This window comes from Vibrio sp. EA2, assembly GCF_033042495.1.
Classification (GTDB): domain Bacteria; phylum Pseudomonadota; class Gammaproteobacteria; order Enterobacterales; family Vibrionaceae; genus Vibrio.
The window spans coordinates 1-14,653 of the sequence record NZ_JAWLID010000009.1 but is presented as its reverse complement, the minus strand read 5'-3'; the positions used below and the strand labels follow the sequence as shown (position 1 = coordinate 14,653).

Sequence of the window (14,653 nt, the reverse complement as noted above, 5' to 3'; positions counted from 1 at the left end):
CCTGTGACTATCGCCTTAACTGATTTCATCCAGTGACAACTCGAAGCTTGGTGCAAAGGTAGTCAGGAAGTAATCCATTTCTGGCGTCTGACGCTCTTGCAGTGTCACTTCGAGTCGCTTTTTCGCTAAAGCGAACTCGTGGTTTCCTGCGCTCAATTCTTCTAAGCACTTGAGGTAGGCGCAAATCGAGTCAGCTTGTTTGACGATCTTTGCATCCTCTTCGTGTGCAGAGTGAGAGAGAAGAAACGGGGCAAAGTCTTCCTGAAATTCTTCGGGCAGCATAGACAGAAGCTTTTGCTCTGCTGCGGCTTCAATCTTCTTGTACTCTTTGGCAATTTCTGGATTGTAGTACTTAACAGGTGTCGGTAAATCCCCAGTCAGCACTTCACTTGAATCGTGATACATCGCGAGAAGGGCAATGCGTTCAGGGTTCAGAGCGCCGCCGAACTTCTTGTTTTTGATTAACGCGAGGGCATGGGCGACAAAAGCGACTTGAAGGCTATGCTCTGACACGTTTTCTGGGGACACAGAGCGCATTAAAGGCCAGCGTTGGATTAGCTTCATTCTTGCCAAGTGGGCGAAAAAATGGCTCTCTTTCATTGCTTTCTCCGTTTCTGGTGTAAAAAAGGAACTCACTAGGAGTTCCTCTAAGCATATGAGAGATCAGCACTAATTACTACCAGTGATTCATTACTGGCTATAGGTCGTTAAGAATCGCTCGAATCGTCCGATTGCCGTTTCAAGATCTTCGACATGAGGGAGTGTCACGATGCGGAAGTGATCCGGTTTCGGCCAGTTAAAGCCAGTGCCCTGAACCAGAAGCACTTTTTCTTGTTTGAGGAAATCCAACACCATTTGCTGATCGTTTTTGATGTTATACATCTTGGTATCAATTTTCGGGAACAGGTACATTGCGCCTTTCGGCTTAACGCACGACACCCCCGGGATTTGCGTGATCAGTTCATAAGCACGATTACGCTGCTCAAGCAGGCGACCGCCAGGCAAAATCAGTTCATTGATACTCTGGTAGCCACCCAGCGCGGTCTGGATAGCGTGCTGCATTGGCACGTTTGCACATAATCGCATCGATGATAGCAGCTCTAAACCCTTCACATAGCCTTGTGCCAGGTGTTTAGGTCCGGTAAGGAACATCCAACCCCCGCGGAAGCCGCAGACGCGGTACGCCTTGGATAGACCATTAAACGTCATGACCAGTACATCTTCAGTCAGTGTCGCAACCGAGGTGTGTGTCGCACCGTCGTAAAGCACTTTGTCGTAGATTTCGTCTGCAAAAATGATCAGCTTGTGTTGACGAGCAATTTCGATGAACTCAAGCAGGAAGTCGCGACTGTAAACGGCACCCGTTGGGTTGTTCGGGTTGATCAGTACGATACCGCGGGTCTTAGGTGTGATTTTACTCTTGATATCTTCTAAGTCCGGGTACCAGTCTGATTCCTCGTCACAAAGGTAGTGCACAGGCTTACCACCGGATAGTGCCACAGAGGCCGTCCATAATGGATAGTCAGGTGCAGGGATAAGCAGCTCTTCACCGTTGTTTAACAATGCTTGCATCGACATCATAATCAACTCTGACACACCATTACCCACGTAAACGTCCTCGACGTCCAGAGAGCGAATGCCTTTACGCTGATAATGTTGAACGACGGCTTTACGTGCTGAGTAGATGCCTTTGGAATCGCAGTAGCCTTGAGAAGTTGGCAGATTTCTGATTACATCGACTAAAATCTCATCAGGGGCGTCAAAACCAAATGGGGCGGGGTTACCAATGTTGAGTTTTAGGATTTTATGCCCTTCTTCTTCCATGCGCTTAGCATGTTTGAGTACAGGACCCCTAATGTCGTAGCAGACATTATCGAGTTTTGACGACATCCCGATATTTTGCATTGTCTATTTCCTAAAAATTCGTTAATTTCTTTATTAAAATACAATAATTTGTAATTTAATAGAATATATATCTGTAAAATTATCTGTTTGCAGGTGCGTTTTTCACGCTTGCTGTTACGCGATGTTGCAAAAGATCGCATACAGCCTTGATTTGCTTTAGGTCTAAACTTAGAGTAGCCATAAGTTACCCTTTATCCTCACATACTACGAGGTTGATTTGTCACAGTTCCATCAAGCCGTACAAAGAATTATCAAGCGAGTTGAAAAAATACAAGGCAATCCAATGCGTTTGGTTGAGCCTATCGGCAAGAAACCACACTTTTCATTGATTGATTGGCTTGATGCGCAACCACTTTTTCCCAAGTTTTATTGGCAATCCCGTGATACTCGTGAAGAAGTCGTCGCTCTCGGACAATTGCATTCTTTTGTCGACCCAGGTTCAGCCTATACGATTTTGGGTGAGGGTCAGCGAGTGTGGGGTGGGCGCTCTTTTGACGGCCAGCACGAGAAGAATCGTCGCTGTATGTCATCTTTTTTCTTCCTGCCTCAAATTGAACTGATTCGATTTGATGAACAATGGTCGTTAGCCGTCAACATTGCTGAAGATAAATCACGTACTTTGGCAGGATTACATAAGCTGGCCTGTGATGTTGCAACCTTAACGCCAGTCTCCTCGCATATTCGGTCGATTGAGCATACTCCAACTCAGCCTGAGTGGAACGACCTGGTTGAAAACGTGCTGAATGGTATCGAGAACAATGACTTCAAAAAGGTTGTTCTGGCTCGCCGTTCCACGCTTCACCTCGATAACGAGTTGAGTGCGGCGCAATTGCTCAAAGCAAGCGCTAGCCAAAATCATCATAGTTTCCATTTTCTGTTCAGTCTGGATCGCAAACACAGTTTTATGGGCTCTACACCAGAGCGCCTTTATTCACGTATTGGTCGTGAACTTCATACTGAAGCTTTGGCTGGCACGATTGGTCGTGGTGTTAATGCGACCCATGATATGGAGCTGGCGAACTGGCTATCCGCAGACGTAAAAAACCTCAAAGAAAATCAGTATGTTGTTGATGATATCGTCGAACGCTTATCACCTCACTCCGAATCGGTAGAAGTGGAGTCGGAGCCGCGATTGGTACGGCTAAGAAAAGTACAACACCTCAAGCGCAGTATCCATGCAAGTCTTAAGGCTGATATCAATGGTGTTCAACTACTTTCCGCTTTGCAGCCTACCGCGGCTGTTGCCGGGTTACCTCGACAAGAGTCCATGCAGTTCATCCTTGAAAATGAGCCGTTTGCTCGAGGTTGGTATGCTGGATCGATGGGCTACATTAGCCACGAACGGGCGGAATTTTGTGTTGCAATAAGAAGTGCTCTGGTGCTTGGAGACCAAGTTCAGCTATTTGCTGGCGCAGGCATTGTGCCGGGGTCAGTTGCAGAGCATGAATGGGCAGAACTGGATAAGAAAATGTCGACCTTGCTAACGCTTATATCCGATCACCCTCCGCTTGGAGTGGCATCATGAGTCATGATCAAGCCGTATTGAATCGCATTTGGTCTGAAACATTACTGATAGAACTGTATCGATTTGGGGTAGAGCATGTTTGCATTGCACCTGGCTCTCGATCAACGCCGTTGACTTTAGAGGCGGCAGATAATCCTAATTTTACCATTCACACCCATTTCGACGAACGTGGCTTAGGTTTTATGGCGTTGGGCTTAGCGAAAGCCAGTCAAAGCCCAGTAGCGGTCATCGTGACATCGGGTACGGCGGTGGCGAACTTACTGCCGGCGATTGCAGAAGCGAAGTTAACGGGTGAGCAACTGGTGCTGTTGACTGCAGATCGTCCGCTTGAACTGGTTGGCTGCGGCGCGAACCAGGCAATCAATCAATTGGGGATTTTCTCTCAGCACGTATCTGCTTGCTTGAATTTACCCAGTCCTACGGCAAATACGCCGCTTAACTGGCTGCTCACCTCCATTGATGAAGTGATGTTTACCCAGCAACGGGAAGGAAGTGCAGTACATATTAACAGTGCTTTCCCTGAGCCACTCTATTCCAGTGATTCTAAAAGCCAATATAAAGATTACCTCAGCTCTGTTGATGCTTGGCGAGAGAGTAGCCAGACGTACACTCAGCGTTTCGCCCCTCTAGCTGTCAGTGATATACCGTCATTCGCACACAAGAAAGGGCTGGTGATTATCGGCAGCCTGCCTTTGCAAGACTCTCAAGCCGCACTTTCATTTGCTCAACAGATGGGCTGGCCCGTGTTGGCCGATCCACAAAGTGGTGTCAGCTCTGAATGGGCACATTACGACTTGTGGCTGCCTGTGGCGAATCTGACACAGCAGCTTGAGTCTTGTGATCTGATTGTTCAGTTTGGCAGCCGTATAATCTCGAAACGGTTGAATCAATGGATTGAAACTCAGGTTACTCGAGGTGGGGATGTTCAGTACTGGTATATCTCACCGCGTTCAAGTCGTAATAACCAGAGTCATCTTCCGCAATTGCATTGGGTTGAATCGCCAAAAAGTTGGGTGGAACGTGTCTCTGCTGTCAATTCAATTGAGTCTGGATGGGCAAGCCAGCTAAAAGCGGACGTTGAGCAAATCAGCCAGCACATTAGACACTCGTTTTTAAGTGCATCGACCTTCGACTTAAATGAAGTTGCCGTGGCGGTTGATATCGAAGAAAGAGCGAAAAACGTAGACGTCTTTCTTGGCAATAGCCTGTTCGTCCGATTAGTCGATATGTTTGGTCGTCTGGGCAAAAGTGATGTGTTTTCTAATCGTGGCGCTTCTGGTATTGATGGAATTCTGGCTACGGCATCTGGCGTACAACGCTCTCGTGACAATCCATTACTGGTTTATATTGGTGATACATCCGCGTTGTACGATCTCAACTCTCTGTCGCTGTTTACTCATTCGAAGCGGCCTGCTGTTATCGTTATTACCAATAATGACGGCGGTGCCATATTTGATATTCTCCCTGTGCCACAGGAGCATCGCCAGACCTATTACCAAATGCCTCATGGCTACCAGTTTGAGCATGCAGCAAAACAGTTTGGTTTGAGTTACCAGCAACCCAAAACGTTAGAGCAATATCAAGCTTTGATCTCGGAGCACTTTGAGCATGGCCAAGGTACGTTATTGGTAGAAATACAAACACCATCAAGCCAAGCGGTTGAACTTATTAAGAGTTTTAATAACAACTTGCATGCTAAATTCTAAGCACTTTCCTGCAACAAAAAAGCACCAAAGCGGCGAGCAACCCACTTTGGTGTTTTTACATGGCTTGTTGGGAAATGGGGAGGATTGGCAAGCATGCCTGGATGAGTTAAGTGAATTTGATAGGGTTACTATAGACTTACCAGGCCATGGTGCGAGTCAGACTACCTGTTGCTCTGACTTAGATGATTGCTGCAAATCTCTTCATTCCACACTATCTTTACTATTTCCCTCACGCCAGCCACTTATTTTGATTGGCTACTCAATGGGTGGCCGCATTACCATGCATGGGTTAGCGAATAACGGCTTTCCAGATCTCAATATTTGCGCAGCAATTGTTGAGGGGGGAAACTTCGGGCTTCAAACAGAGTCAGAGAAACGAGCGAGGTTTGAAAACGACTATAGCTGGGCGTCGCGCTTTGAAATCGAACCTATTGAACACGTTTTGAGCGATTGGTATCAGCAGGCGGTGTTTTCTTCACTAAACCATGAGCAAAGACAAACATTGATTGCAAAGCGTAGTGCTAATCTTGGCGTTGCTGTCGCGAAGATGTTACGTGCGACATCGCTGGCGACACAGTCGTATCTGTTACCAGCATTACAAGCGCAACCAGTACCGGTTTATTACCTTTGTGGTGCGAAAGACAAAAAATTCTGTCAACTGGCAGCAAGTAGCGGGTTGACGTATCGACAAATTGAGGGAGCAGGGCACAACGTCCATCAAGAGCAACCTAAACAGTTTGCGATACACATAAAGCAAATAATTCAATCTCACTTAAAGTGAGAGTAACGATAACAATGGGAATCACCATGGCAAAAACAGTAGGCATTTCTGAAGAAGAACTTTACGCTCCGGTTGAATGGAAAGATTGCAGCGAGAAATACGACGATATTCATTATCACAAGTCTGTCGATGGCATCGCGAAAATAACCATTGCGCGCCCACAAGTACGCAATGCGTTCCGTCCTCAAACAGTGAAAGAGATGATAGATGCGTTAGCAGACGCACGTTATGACTCTGCCGTTGGCGTGATTATTCTCACCGGTCTGGGTGAAGATGCATTCTGTTCTGGTGGTGACCAGAAGATCCGTGGTGATTACGGCGGTTACAAAGATGACCAGGGCACCCACCATTTAAATGTTCTGGACTTCCAACGTGACATCCGTACTTGTCCAAAACCAGTCATTGCTTCCGTTGCTGGCTGGGCAGTCGGTGGTGGTCATGTTTTACACATGATGTGTGACCTGACCATTGCAGCTGAAAACGCGCAGTTTGGTCAGACTGGCCCTAAAGTTGGCTCGTTTGACGGCGGTTGGGGCGCCTCTTACATGGCTCGTATCGTCGGTCAGAAAAAAGCACGCGAGATCTGGTTCCTGTGTCGCTTCTACAATGCTCAAGAAGCATTAGATATGGGCTTAGTGAATACCGTTGTACCTCTGGAAGATCTTGAGAAAGAAACTGTGCGCTGGTGTCGTGAAGTACTTCAGCACAGCCCAATGGCGTTGCGTTGTCTGAAAGCGGCGTTGAATGCTGACTGTGATGGTCAGGCAGGTTTACAAGAACTGGCAGGTAACGCGACCATGATGTTCTACATGACCGATGAAGGTCAGGAAGGTCGTAACGCCTTTAACGAGAAGCGTCGTCCAGACTTCGATAAATTCCCTCGTAACCCTTAATCCGTATTGCCGAGGCGCCAGAGTGCGCCTCTGAATTAAATTTAGAGCCCAAGGGCCTTGTCCTTCGGGAGGACGCTGATTTTTCTTTTAGCGTACTTGGGTTATACGGACTACTAGGAGAGGACTATGCGTAAAGCGAAAATTTACCGTTACTGCCTTCCCATGGATAGTGGCGTAATACTGCGTGATAACAAATTGACCGAGCGTGTCGGTTACGTTATTGAGTTAACCGATGGTGAGCAGGTTGGCCTTGGTGAAGTGGCCCCTCTTGTGGGGTTTAGCCACGAAACTAGCGATGAGGCGGGCATGCAGCTTCAGGACCAGGCTGAACGTTGGGTTGCCGGATTGCCGATTGATTACGCCAACATGGTGCCGTCGGTTGCTTTCGGCTTGTCAATGGCTCAACTTGAGCTGGCGGGAGAGTTGCCCCGTGATGGTCAATATCAAGCAGCCCCACTTTGTACCGGTGATCCTGACGAGCTGATTCCCAAATTGAACGAGATGCAAGGGGAGAAAGTCGCCAAGATCAAAGTCGGGCTTTATGAGCCTATTCGCGATGGTATGTTGGTGAACCTGTTTCTGGAATCCATCCCTCAGCTCACTTTGCGACTTGATGCTAATCGAGCGTGGACACCAGAGAAAGCACAACAATTTGCAAAGTATGTAACGCCATCGTTGCGTCAACGGATCTCGTTCTTAGAGGAGCCTTGTCGTTCGCCGGGCGACAGTCTGTCGTTCGCTATTAATACTGGTATCGCCATCGCTTGGGATGAAACCCTACAGGATGCGTCTCGCCGTGAAGATTTCCGTCTCGAAGATCTAACCGGCGTAAAAGCTATCATCATTAAGCCGACTCTGATTGGATCCGTTGATTTTTGTATTAAGCTAATCGAAAAAGCAAAGTCTCTGGGCATGAAAGCGGTGATCAGTTCAAGTATCGAATCCAGCTTAGGATTGACTCAACTTGCACGTTTTGCGAAATGGCAACTTCCTGATGAAGTTCCGGGATTAGACACCATCGGACTGTTTAAATCACAGTTAGAGCAAGGTTGGCCAGAGTGTGAACTTCCAATTGCCCCTCTCGCTGAGCAGGAATTAGTGTGGCAATCAGCGTAGAGCCATTCGCGACAGAAAATAGCGCGATTGCACCTTGGAATTACTGGGCTCAGACGAGCCCATTTTCGACTGCATTAGTGACTCCAGAAGAGTCCTTAACCTGGCAGCAGCTTGAATCTCGTATTGAACATTATGCTCACTATTTGCGGGAGCAAGGAGTAGGGTGCGGAAGTGTTGTTACGCTCGTCGGCAAGAATCAAGCTGAGACGGTGTTGATATATCTGGCGGCACAACAGATAGGCGCTATTGCGGCATTAACTATGCCACAGCCGTTCGAGGCTCTTAACGGCAAGCTGCACACTTTGTACAAGTCAAAGCAGCCGCGTTTCATGTGGCTTACCGAAGAGGTCTTTGCCTCTTATTCTAAACAAGATAAAACCGTTCTGAACGGTACATTACTGACCTGTCCCAAGAATACATCGCAACCATTAAACGCCAAGCAAGAGAGCGGTTATCGCCATGATAATGCGGCGTCGATTGTCTTCACTTCAGGCTCAACTGGCGTGCCGAAAGCCGTGGTGCATACTCATCGACAACATTACGCCTCAGCACAAGGTTTGTTGAGTGAGTTTACGTTCACTCAGCAGGATACTTGGTTGTTGTCATTGCCTCTCTATCACGTTTCTGGGCTGGCGATTATGTATCGTTGGTTGTTTGTTGGTGCAACGCTGAAGATTGGTGATGGTCAACTGGCACAGGATATTTTAGGCGTCTCTCATGCCTCACTGGTGCCTACACAACTTAAACGACTATTGGATGACAAGGCAGACCTGTCTTTGTCTCATGTTTTGTTGGGAGGGAGCCATGTCGATCATGAGTTGGCTTTGCGTGCAGCAGGTCAGGGGATTGAAACCTGGCTGGGTTACGGCATGACAGAAGCGGCGTCTACAGTGACAGCAAAGCAAATCGACAAAACCAGTAATGCTGGCCACGTGCTCCAAAATCGCGACATCAAGTTAGTTGATGGCCATATTTTTATCGGTGGGCAAACCTTAGCATCTGGCTATTTTTTTCAGGGTAATATTACGCCGTTGGTGGACGAATCAGGTTGGTTTGACAGCAAGGATTTAGGAGAATGGCAGGGCAATGAGCTAAAGATTCTTGGCCGGGCTGATAATCAGTTCATCTCTGGTGGTGAAAACATTCATTGTGAAGAGATCGAAGCGGTACTTAACCAGATCGAGAGCGTGGTGCAAAGCATTGTCGTGCCAGTTGAAGATGATGAATTTGGTCAACGCCCTGTTGCTGTGATTCAGACTGATGCGCTGATGAGTCGAGAGTATTACGAGCATTTCCTGCAGACTAAATTAGAAAAGTTCAAATGGCCGATCGCGTATTATTCTATGCCGAGGACGCTCTTAGAAGGCGGAATAAAAGTGTCGCGCAAAGTAGTGAAAGAGTGGTTGCTGGAGACGTTGCAGTGACTATCCGAAGTCAGGTTAGTCATTTTTGCTATGTGTTAGTCGGAAAGGGAATTTCGTATCCTTATAACACTGAATCATAATTATGTTTCATTCTAGAGAAGAAAAGCATAAGGTTCAGTATGGTCAAAACTGCGTTAATTGCGGCAGTTCTGCTACAAATTGGCATCTCCCTAAACAGCGAAGGGTTAGCGCGCTCTTTAGCTGAACTGACGGCATTTCTTATTGCGATCGCTCTGGTTTTTACGCACAAGCATCAAAGTGATTGTGCATCAGGTAAAACCAAGTCAGAAAGCGTTTGATTGACCCTCTTCTACTCGCTTCTGGTTCAGTGAACAATCAACCAGGTAAGCGATGTTACTGACACTAAAACCCATAACGTGATACCAAACAACAATGGCTTAGCGCCGGCGGATTTCAGTTTAGAGACGGAAATACTGCAACCTATCAAAAATAAACACACCACCAGTGCCTGTTTCGCAACCGTAAAGATTCCGTGATAGATCACGTCAAATTGTGGCAAAAAGTCGCTGAACGCGATGGCTGCGCAGTACCAAAAGATAAAGTAAGGAATCGTAATCTTACCTGAACCATCTTTTCCATTAACTCGCGAGAAAATCACCGCACTAATTAATGCAACTGGAATGATCCAAAGCGCGCGAGCTAGTTTTAGGGTCGTTGCTGTGGTAAGCGCTTCCTCACCATAAGCCGATGCGGCGCCGACCACAGAAGAGGTATCATGAATGGCAATCGCTGCCCATGTGCCAAACGTATGTTGGTCCAGTTCCAGCGCATGGCCAATTACGGGGAATACGAATAGGGCGATCGAGTTTAGGACGAAGACGGTTGCCAGTGCCAAACCAATCTGCTCATCTTTGGCTCTAATCGCGGGTGCAACGGCGGCGATAGCGCTGCCACCACAAATCGCCGTTCCGGAAGAAATTAAATACGCCGTGGTAGTTTCAAGTTTAATGGCTTTGGCGATGAGCGAACCGCTCACCAATGTACCGAGTATGGTTGCGATGATTAGGCCGATACCATCAGACGTAACCGCCAGAGCCTGCTCGAAATTAATCCCAAACCCTAAACCGATAATGGAATAAGAAAGTAGCTTTTTGGTGAAAGACGCGATCGGCAGTTCGTCTGGCACAAAGCCAAAGCTAGCCAGCAAAAAGCCAATAACCAATGCGATAGGTGAGGATACAAAAGGGGTCAGGCAAAACAGCAGCGCTAATCCAAAAAGAAGATACTTTTTATTCAAGGTTTATTATTCGTTATGGTTTGTGAAAGTGTGAGTATATCGCATCACTTATGGTCAGTTTGTCTTAATGATTTGAACTCATGTTCAGTTATCCTAAACATGTGTTCAAATGAATAGATTCAATGGGGCTTATCAGCGCCAATCACCGCGTAATTCTCGCACCTTCTCAAACATCAATTGAGCCGTTGCGTCGTTTGGCTGGACTGGCGAGCCTGCTTCTATTTCCAGCTTCGACCAGAATCTGGTTGGAAGCCCTTTGCAGGCTCTGCCTTTGCATCGGCTAAAGTAGCTACCCCAAAGCCCTTTTAATGCTATTGGAATAACCGGGACTGGACTGCGGCGCAGAATAATATCAATACCGCGCATGAACTCTTGGATCTCGCCGTCAGAGGTCAGCTTACCTTCCGGGAAAATACACACGATATCGCCTTCGGCTAATGCTTGTTCGACGTCATTGAACGCTCTTCGGATTGAATTTCGATTACTGGCTGAAATCGGGATCACACCCGTTCGGCGCAAGAAGCCGCGTATCGGCGTCAGGTTGGCGTAATCTTCTTCCATTACAAAGCGAATTAAGCGAGGGCATACCGCGCTTAAAAGTAGTGCGTCCATATAACTGACGTGATTACACACAATTAAGGCACCGCCGCTCTCTGGCAAATGATGCAGGTTTTTGTGTTTGACTCGGTAGATAGTATGAGTCAGCATCCAAACAACAAAACGGACGACGAAGATAGGTACCTGCATAAATAGGTACACAGTGACGAGGAAGTTGAGTACTGCAAGTAACGCAAACAACTGCGGAATCGTCATTTCAATCACGCTTAAGCAGACAATGCCTAACACCGCGCTACCCACCATAAATAGCGAGTTAAAGATGTTGAGCCCAGCAATGACCTGAGCACGTTCGGTTTCTTTTGCTCGGTGCTGCATTAACGCGTAAAGCGGAACAATGAATAACCCGCCTGATGCACCAATCATCAATAGGTAGAAAAACAGAAGCCAGTAATCCTGGAAGGCGATGAATTCACTAAAAGTTTGAAATTGAGGTAAGTCGCCTGGAATCGAGGTCGCCATCAAGTAACCGAATATTGTGATGCCCAGCGCGCCAATTGGCACGATGCCGACTTCAATTCGGTGATTGGAAATCCAGTTACAAAGCAATGACCCAAGCGCAATACCGATTGAAAAGAGGGCAAGTAAGAAGGAAACCGCGCTTTCTGTGCCGTTCAGATACACTTTCGTAAAGTTTGGAAATTGGGTCAGGTAAGCAGCACCCAGGAACCAGAACCAACTGATCGCCATAATACATTGAAAGACTACCCGATCAGACTTACAGATCGAGAGGGTGTGCTTGGTTTGTTGATACGGTTGCCAGCGGAAGGTCAGGTTTGGTGCACTAGCGGCTGAAAATGGGATAAAACGACTCGATAAATAACCGAGCAGCGCAAATAACACCACACAAAATGCCGCGAGGTATTTGGCATTCTCTGATGAGGCAATAATGCCGGCTCCCAGCGTCCCAATCAGAATCGCGATAAAGGTACCGGCTTCGACTAAGGCGTTACCCGGAACCAATTCTTTGTCATTCAGGTTTTGTGGCAGCAGAGCGTACTTTACCGGGCCAAAAAATGCGGACTGAGTGCCCATCAAAAACAGCAGCAGTAATAACACGCCATAACTTTCGGTAATAAAGCCAATGGCGCCCAAAGCCATTATCGCGATTTCAAATAACTTTACCTTGCGGATAAACCAGGACTTTTCGTATTTGTCTGCTAACACACCTGCTGAGGCTGAAAACAGAAAGAAAGGAAGAATGAATAAACCCGCGGCTAAATTGATGAACAGGTTGCTGGAAATAGGTAAGGCACCGGCACCAGCAAAGGCGACAAAAAGCAGTAAAACGTTCTTAAAAATGTTGTCATTGAAAGCGCCGAAAAACTGAGTAATGAAATAAGGCAGGAACTTTCTTTGTCTAAGTAAGGAGGGATGTCTGTCCGATGACATGTCGAATCCTTTATTACCAGTTATTGAGGTAGTTAGATAGCAGGTTACTTATTAAAACTTTACCGTCCACTGGTTCACTCGAGAAAAATTTATCGTCTACGCTGAGTAGGGTAATGCCATGTACTCCAGACCACAACACACGACTGGCTTGAATTACTTCAGAGTCTGTGCGGTGAGGTGCAATTTCCGCGAGAAGTGACTCTAATATCCCCGTCATACCATCAATGCGTTTTGCTTGCCATTCAGGGAGTTCTGCGCCGTTCATGTTATGCTCAAAGACCAACTGCCAGCGATAAGGATGCTTAAGGGCAAAATCGTGGTAACAATAGGCCAGTTCAAACAGTGCTTCGTTTGCGTTCTTACAATCACTTGTCGCTTTTCTTGATTCCTGGGATAACTCATCCAGAGTCTGAGCTACAACATGTAAAAGTAGTAAATTGTAGTTACCGAAAATGTTAACTAATGTACTTGGCACGTAACCGATCATGTTAGCGATCTTACGAAGACTAAGCTCGTGATAAGAGTTCTCTTCTAAAAAATCTTTAACGGTTGCTAAGGTTAGGTTTATTAACTCTTCTCTGGTGTGATCGTTTCTGCGCGCCATACTTCAAACTGCTTTATTGAACAATGTTCAATATGATAGTCGGCTAGTTATTCACCGTCAATAAATCCTGTCGCCAATTGAGCTCCACGAGAGGGGAATTTGTGTGTTGTTACTGATACTTGCATAAGAAGTGATCAAAGTGTTTAAGTTTGGCAATATTCTGATACATGTCAGACCGGTTAGATTGTTTTAATGAGCATGTATACGGAGTATGATGTTTCAACACTCATCTTTGACGTGCCACTGTCTGGAACCCTAAAAGTGATGGTTCAGTAAGGCACATTCTTGGATAACTATCGTCAATTGTAAGGATAACGATGAAACGCATATTTTCGATTGTTGCTCTGCTAATGTTTACCGTTGCAGTAACGCCTATTGCAGAAGCGAAAAAGTTTGGTGGTGGTAAGTCTTTTGGTAAGAGCTACAAGACAGCACCAGCGCCGACACAGAAGCAAACGACAAACACGAGTACCGTCGGTAAAGATCAAACCGCTAAGTCTTCAAGTAAGAAAGGCTTAATGGGTGGTCTACTGGGTGGTCTTTTGGCTGGTGGCCTTCTGGCAGCATTCTTTGGCGGTGCCTTTGAAGGTATCCAGTTCATGGATATCCTTATTATTGGCTTGATTGCATTCCTCATTTTTAAACTGATGCGCGGCATGTTAGGAGCGAAGCAGGGCAGCATGAATCAGCATCGTCAGCAGCCAGCATTTGGTGGTAACAGCTCGAAGTTCGAACAGCCGAACACACAAAATTTTGAGCAACAACCAAACGTAAATGCAGGTGGTTTTGGTGGCTTCGGCGCACAAGCTGACGTTCCACACAACTTTCCACCGGGCTTTGATCAGGCAGGATTTGTGAATGGTGCCCGTGAACACTATCGAATCCTACAAGGTGCATGGAACCACAACCAGCTAGAAACGATTGAAGAATATGTTTCTCCGAGCCTGCTTGATGATCTAAAAGCAGAGCGCGCGAAACTGGATGGCGAACAACACACTGATGTGATGTACGTTGATGCGGAGATTGTTCGTGCGGATTACAACGCAAACAAAGCAGAGCTTAGCTTGCAGTTTAGTGGCCGTTACCGCGATGCTGTCGAAGGTATCGAAGAAGATATCACTGATATCTGGCACCTTGAACGTGATCTAACGGTACCTAACGCACCTTGGTTAATTGTTGGTATTCAAGGTTAGTCCCAAAAGCGTTCAATTTCGTCTGAATGAAATCCCGCTTTCACAGCGGGATTTTTTTGTGCTTGGTGTTATCGGAAAGGTAAATTTTGGATTTACTGGAATACGGAATACGGAATACGGAATACGGGAGCGGTCTTCTACCGATTATCAATGAACAATGATTAGTTATCTGATAATTGAATCGTTGATAGATAGGATAGCTGAAACGAAAAAAGCCAGCTCAATGAGCTGGCTTTTCAAT

General features: G+C 46.5%; 13 protein-coding genes. 8 read left to right on the top strand and 5 right to left on the bottom strand.

From position 1 onward, the window contains the following. Positions 1 to 15: 15 nt before the first annotated feature. The gene (gene yfbR, locus RXX31_RS17050; protein WP_317591001.1) at positions 16 to 600 is read right to left on the bottom strand and encodes a 5'-deoxynucleotidase; all 585 of its coding nucleotides are present in this window, start codon (positions 598 to 600) and stop codon (positions 16 to 18) included. A gap of 90 nt (positions 601 to 690) precedes the next feature. Beyond that, a complete protein-coding gene (locus RXX31_RS17045; RefSeq protein ID WP_317590825.1) occupies positions 691 to 1,905 on the bottom strand; it encodes a pyridoxal phosphate-dependent aminotransferase in 1,215 nt (404 codons plus the stop codon). A gap of 217 nt (positions 1,906 to 2,122) precedes the next feature. Here RXX31_RS17045 and RXX31_RS17040 point away from each other — a divergent pair, with 217 nt between their 5' ends. The 7 genes from RXX31_RS17040 (at position 2,123) to RXX31_RS17010 (ending at position 9,649) form a co-directional block, all read left to right on the top strand. Beyond that, positions 2,123 to 3,430 (top strand): isochorismate synthase MenF, encoded by a 1,308-nt coding sequence (locus RXX31_RS17040; protein WP_317590823.1) that lies wholly within the window; start codon positions 2,123 to 2,125, stop codon positions 3,428 to 3,430. Beyond that, a complete protein-coding gene (gene menD, locus RXX31_RS17035) occupies positions 3,427 to 5,136 on the top strand; it encodes a 2-succinyl-5-enolpyruvyl-6-hydroxy-3-cyclohexene-1-carboxylic-acid synthase (protein WP_317590822.1) in 1,710 nt (569 codons plus the stop codon). Before RXX31_RS17040 ends, menD begins: the two co-directional genes overlap by 4 nt. Beyond that, positions 5,123 to 5,917: a 2-succinyl-6-hydroxy-2,4-cyclohexadiene-1-carboxylate synthase gene (gene menH / locus RXX31_RS17030; RefSeq protein ID WP_317590821.1), complete on the top strand. Its 795-nt coding sequence runs from the start codon at positions 5,123 to 5,125 to the stop codon at positions 5,915 to 5,917. The genes menD and menH overlap by 14 nt, the downstream gene beginning before the upstream one ends. Before the next feature lie 26 nt (positions 5,918 to 5,943). Further along, positions 5,944 to 6,810, top strand: coding sequence for a 1,4-dihydroxy-2-naphthoyl-CoA synthase (gene menB, locus RXX31_RS17025; RefSeq protein ID WP_317590820.1), 867 nt, complete (start codon positions 5,944 to 5,946; stop codon positions 6,808 to 6,810). 126 nt (positions 6,811 to 6,936) lie between these two features. Next, on the top strand, positions 6,937 to 7,926 hold the full coding sequence (gene menC, locus RXX31_RS17020; RefSeq protein WP_317590818.1) for an o-succinylbenzoate synthase: 990 nt from the start codon (positions 6,937 to 6,939) through the stop codon (positions 7,924 to 7,926). After that, the gene (menE, locus tag RXX31_RS17015; protein ID WP_317590816.1) at positions 7,911 to 9,350 is read left to right on the top strand and encodes an o-succinylbenzoate--CoA ligase; all 1,440 of its coding nucleotides are present in this window, start codon (positions 7,911 to 7,913) and stop codon (positions 9,348 to 9,350) included. Before menC ends, menE begins: the two co-directional genes overlap by 16 nt. 119 nt (positions 9,351 to 9,469) lie before the next feature. Then, the gene (locus RXX31_RS17010; RefSeq protein ID WP_317590815.1) at positions 9,470 to 9,649 is read left to right on the top strand and encodes a hypothetical protein; all 180 of its coding nucleotides are present in this window, start codon (positions 9,470 to 9,472) and stop codon (positions 9,647 to 9,649) included. 26 nt (positions 9,650 to 9,675) lie between these two features. Here RXX31_RS17010 and RXX31_RS17005 read toward each other — a convergent pair whose 3' ends face one another. From RXX31_RS17005 to RXX31_RS16995, 3 genes are all read right to left on the bottom strand, one after another. Further along, positions 9,676 to 10,608 (bottom strand): YeiH family protein, encoded by a 933-nt coding sequence (locus RXX31_RS17005; RefSeq protein ID WP_317590814.1) that lies wholly within the window; start codon positions 10,606 to 10,608, stop codon positions 9,676 to 9,678. Between the two features lie 132 nt (positions 10,609 to 10,740). Beyond that, positions 10,741 to 12,615, bottom strand: coding sequence for an MFS transporter (locus RXX31_RS17000; protein WP_317590813.1), 1,875 nt, complete (start codon positions 12,613 to 12,615; stop codon positions 10,741 to 10,743). 13 nt (positions 12,616 to 12,628) lie between these two features. Next, positions 12,629 to 13,219, bottom strand: coding sequence for a TetR/AcrR family transcriptional regulator (locus RXX31_RS16995; RefSeq protein ID WP_014231240.1), 591 nt, complete (start codon positions 13,217 to 13,219; stop codon positions 12,629 to 12,631). Positions 13,220 to 13,536: 317 nt separating this feature from the next. On the opposite strand from RXX31_RS16995, the gene RXX31_RS16990 reads away from it, so the two are divergent. Then, positions 13,537 to 14,412 carry a Tim44 domain-containing protein gene (locus RXX31_RS16990; RefSeq protein ID WP_317590811.1) on the top strand — a complete coding sequence of 292 codons (876 nt, stop codon included), beginning with the start codon at positions 13,537 to 13,539 and terminating at the stop codon, positions 14,410 to 14,412. The last annotated feature ends 241 nt before the right edge of the window (positions 14,413 to 14,653 follow it).

Coding starts and splice junctions, on each gene's coding strand:
- yfbR (WP_317591001.1), bottom strand. CDS start 600: ATGAAAGAGAGCCATTTTTTCGCCCACTTGGCAAGAATGAAGCTAATC.
- RXX31_RS17045 (WP_317590825.1), bottom strand. CDS start 1,905: ATGCAAAATATCGGGATGTCGTCAAAACTCGATAATGTCTGCTACGAC.
- menD (WP_317590822.1), top strand. CDS start 3,427: ATGAGTCATGATCAAGCCGTATTGAATCGCATTTGGTCTGAAACATTA.
- menH (WP_317590821.1), top strand. CDS start 5,123: ATGCTAAATTCTAAGCACTTTCCTGCAACAAAAAAGCACCAAAGCGGC.
- menB (WP_317590820.1), top strand. CDS start 5,944: ATGGCAAAAACAGTAGGCATTTCTGAAGAAGAACTTTACGCTCCGGTT.
- menC (WP_317590818.1), top strand. CDS start 6,937: ATGCGTAAAGCGAAAATTTACCGTTACTGCCTTCCCATGGATAGTGGC.
- RXX31_RS17010 (WP_317590815.1), top strand. CDS start 9,470: ATGGTCAAAACTGCGTTAATTGCGGCAGTTCTGCTACAAATTGGCATC.
- RXX31_RS17000 (WP_317590813.1), bottom strand. CDS start 12,615: ATGTCATCGGACAGACATCCCTCCTTACTTAGACAAAGAAAGTTCCTG.
- RXX31_RS16995 (WP_014231240.1), bottom strand. CDS start 13,219: ATGGCGCGCAGAAACGATCACACCAGAGAAGAGTTAATAAACCTAACC.
- RXX31_RS16990 (WP_317590811.1), top strand. CDS start 13,537: ATGAAACGCATATTTTCGATTGTTGCTCTGCTAATGTTTACCGTTGCA.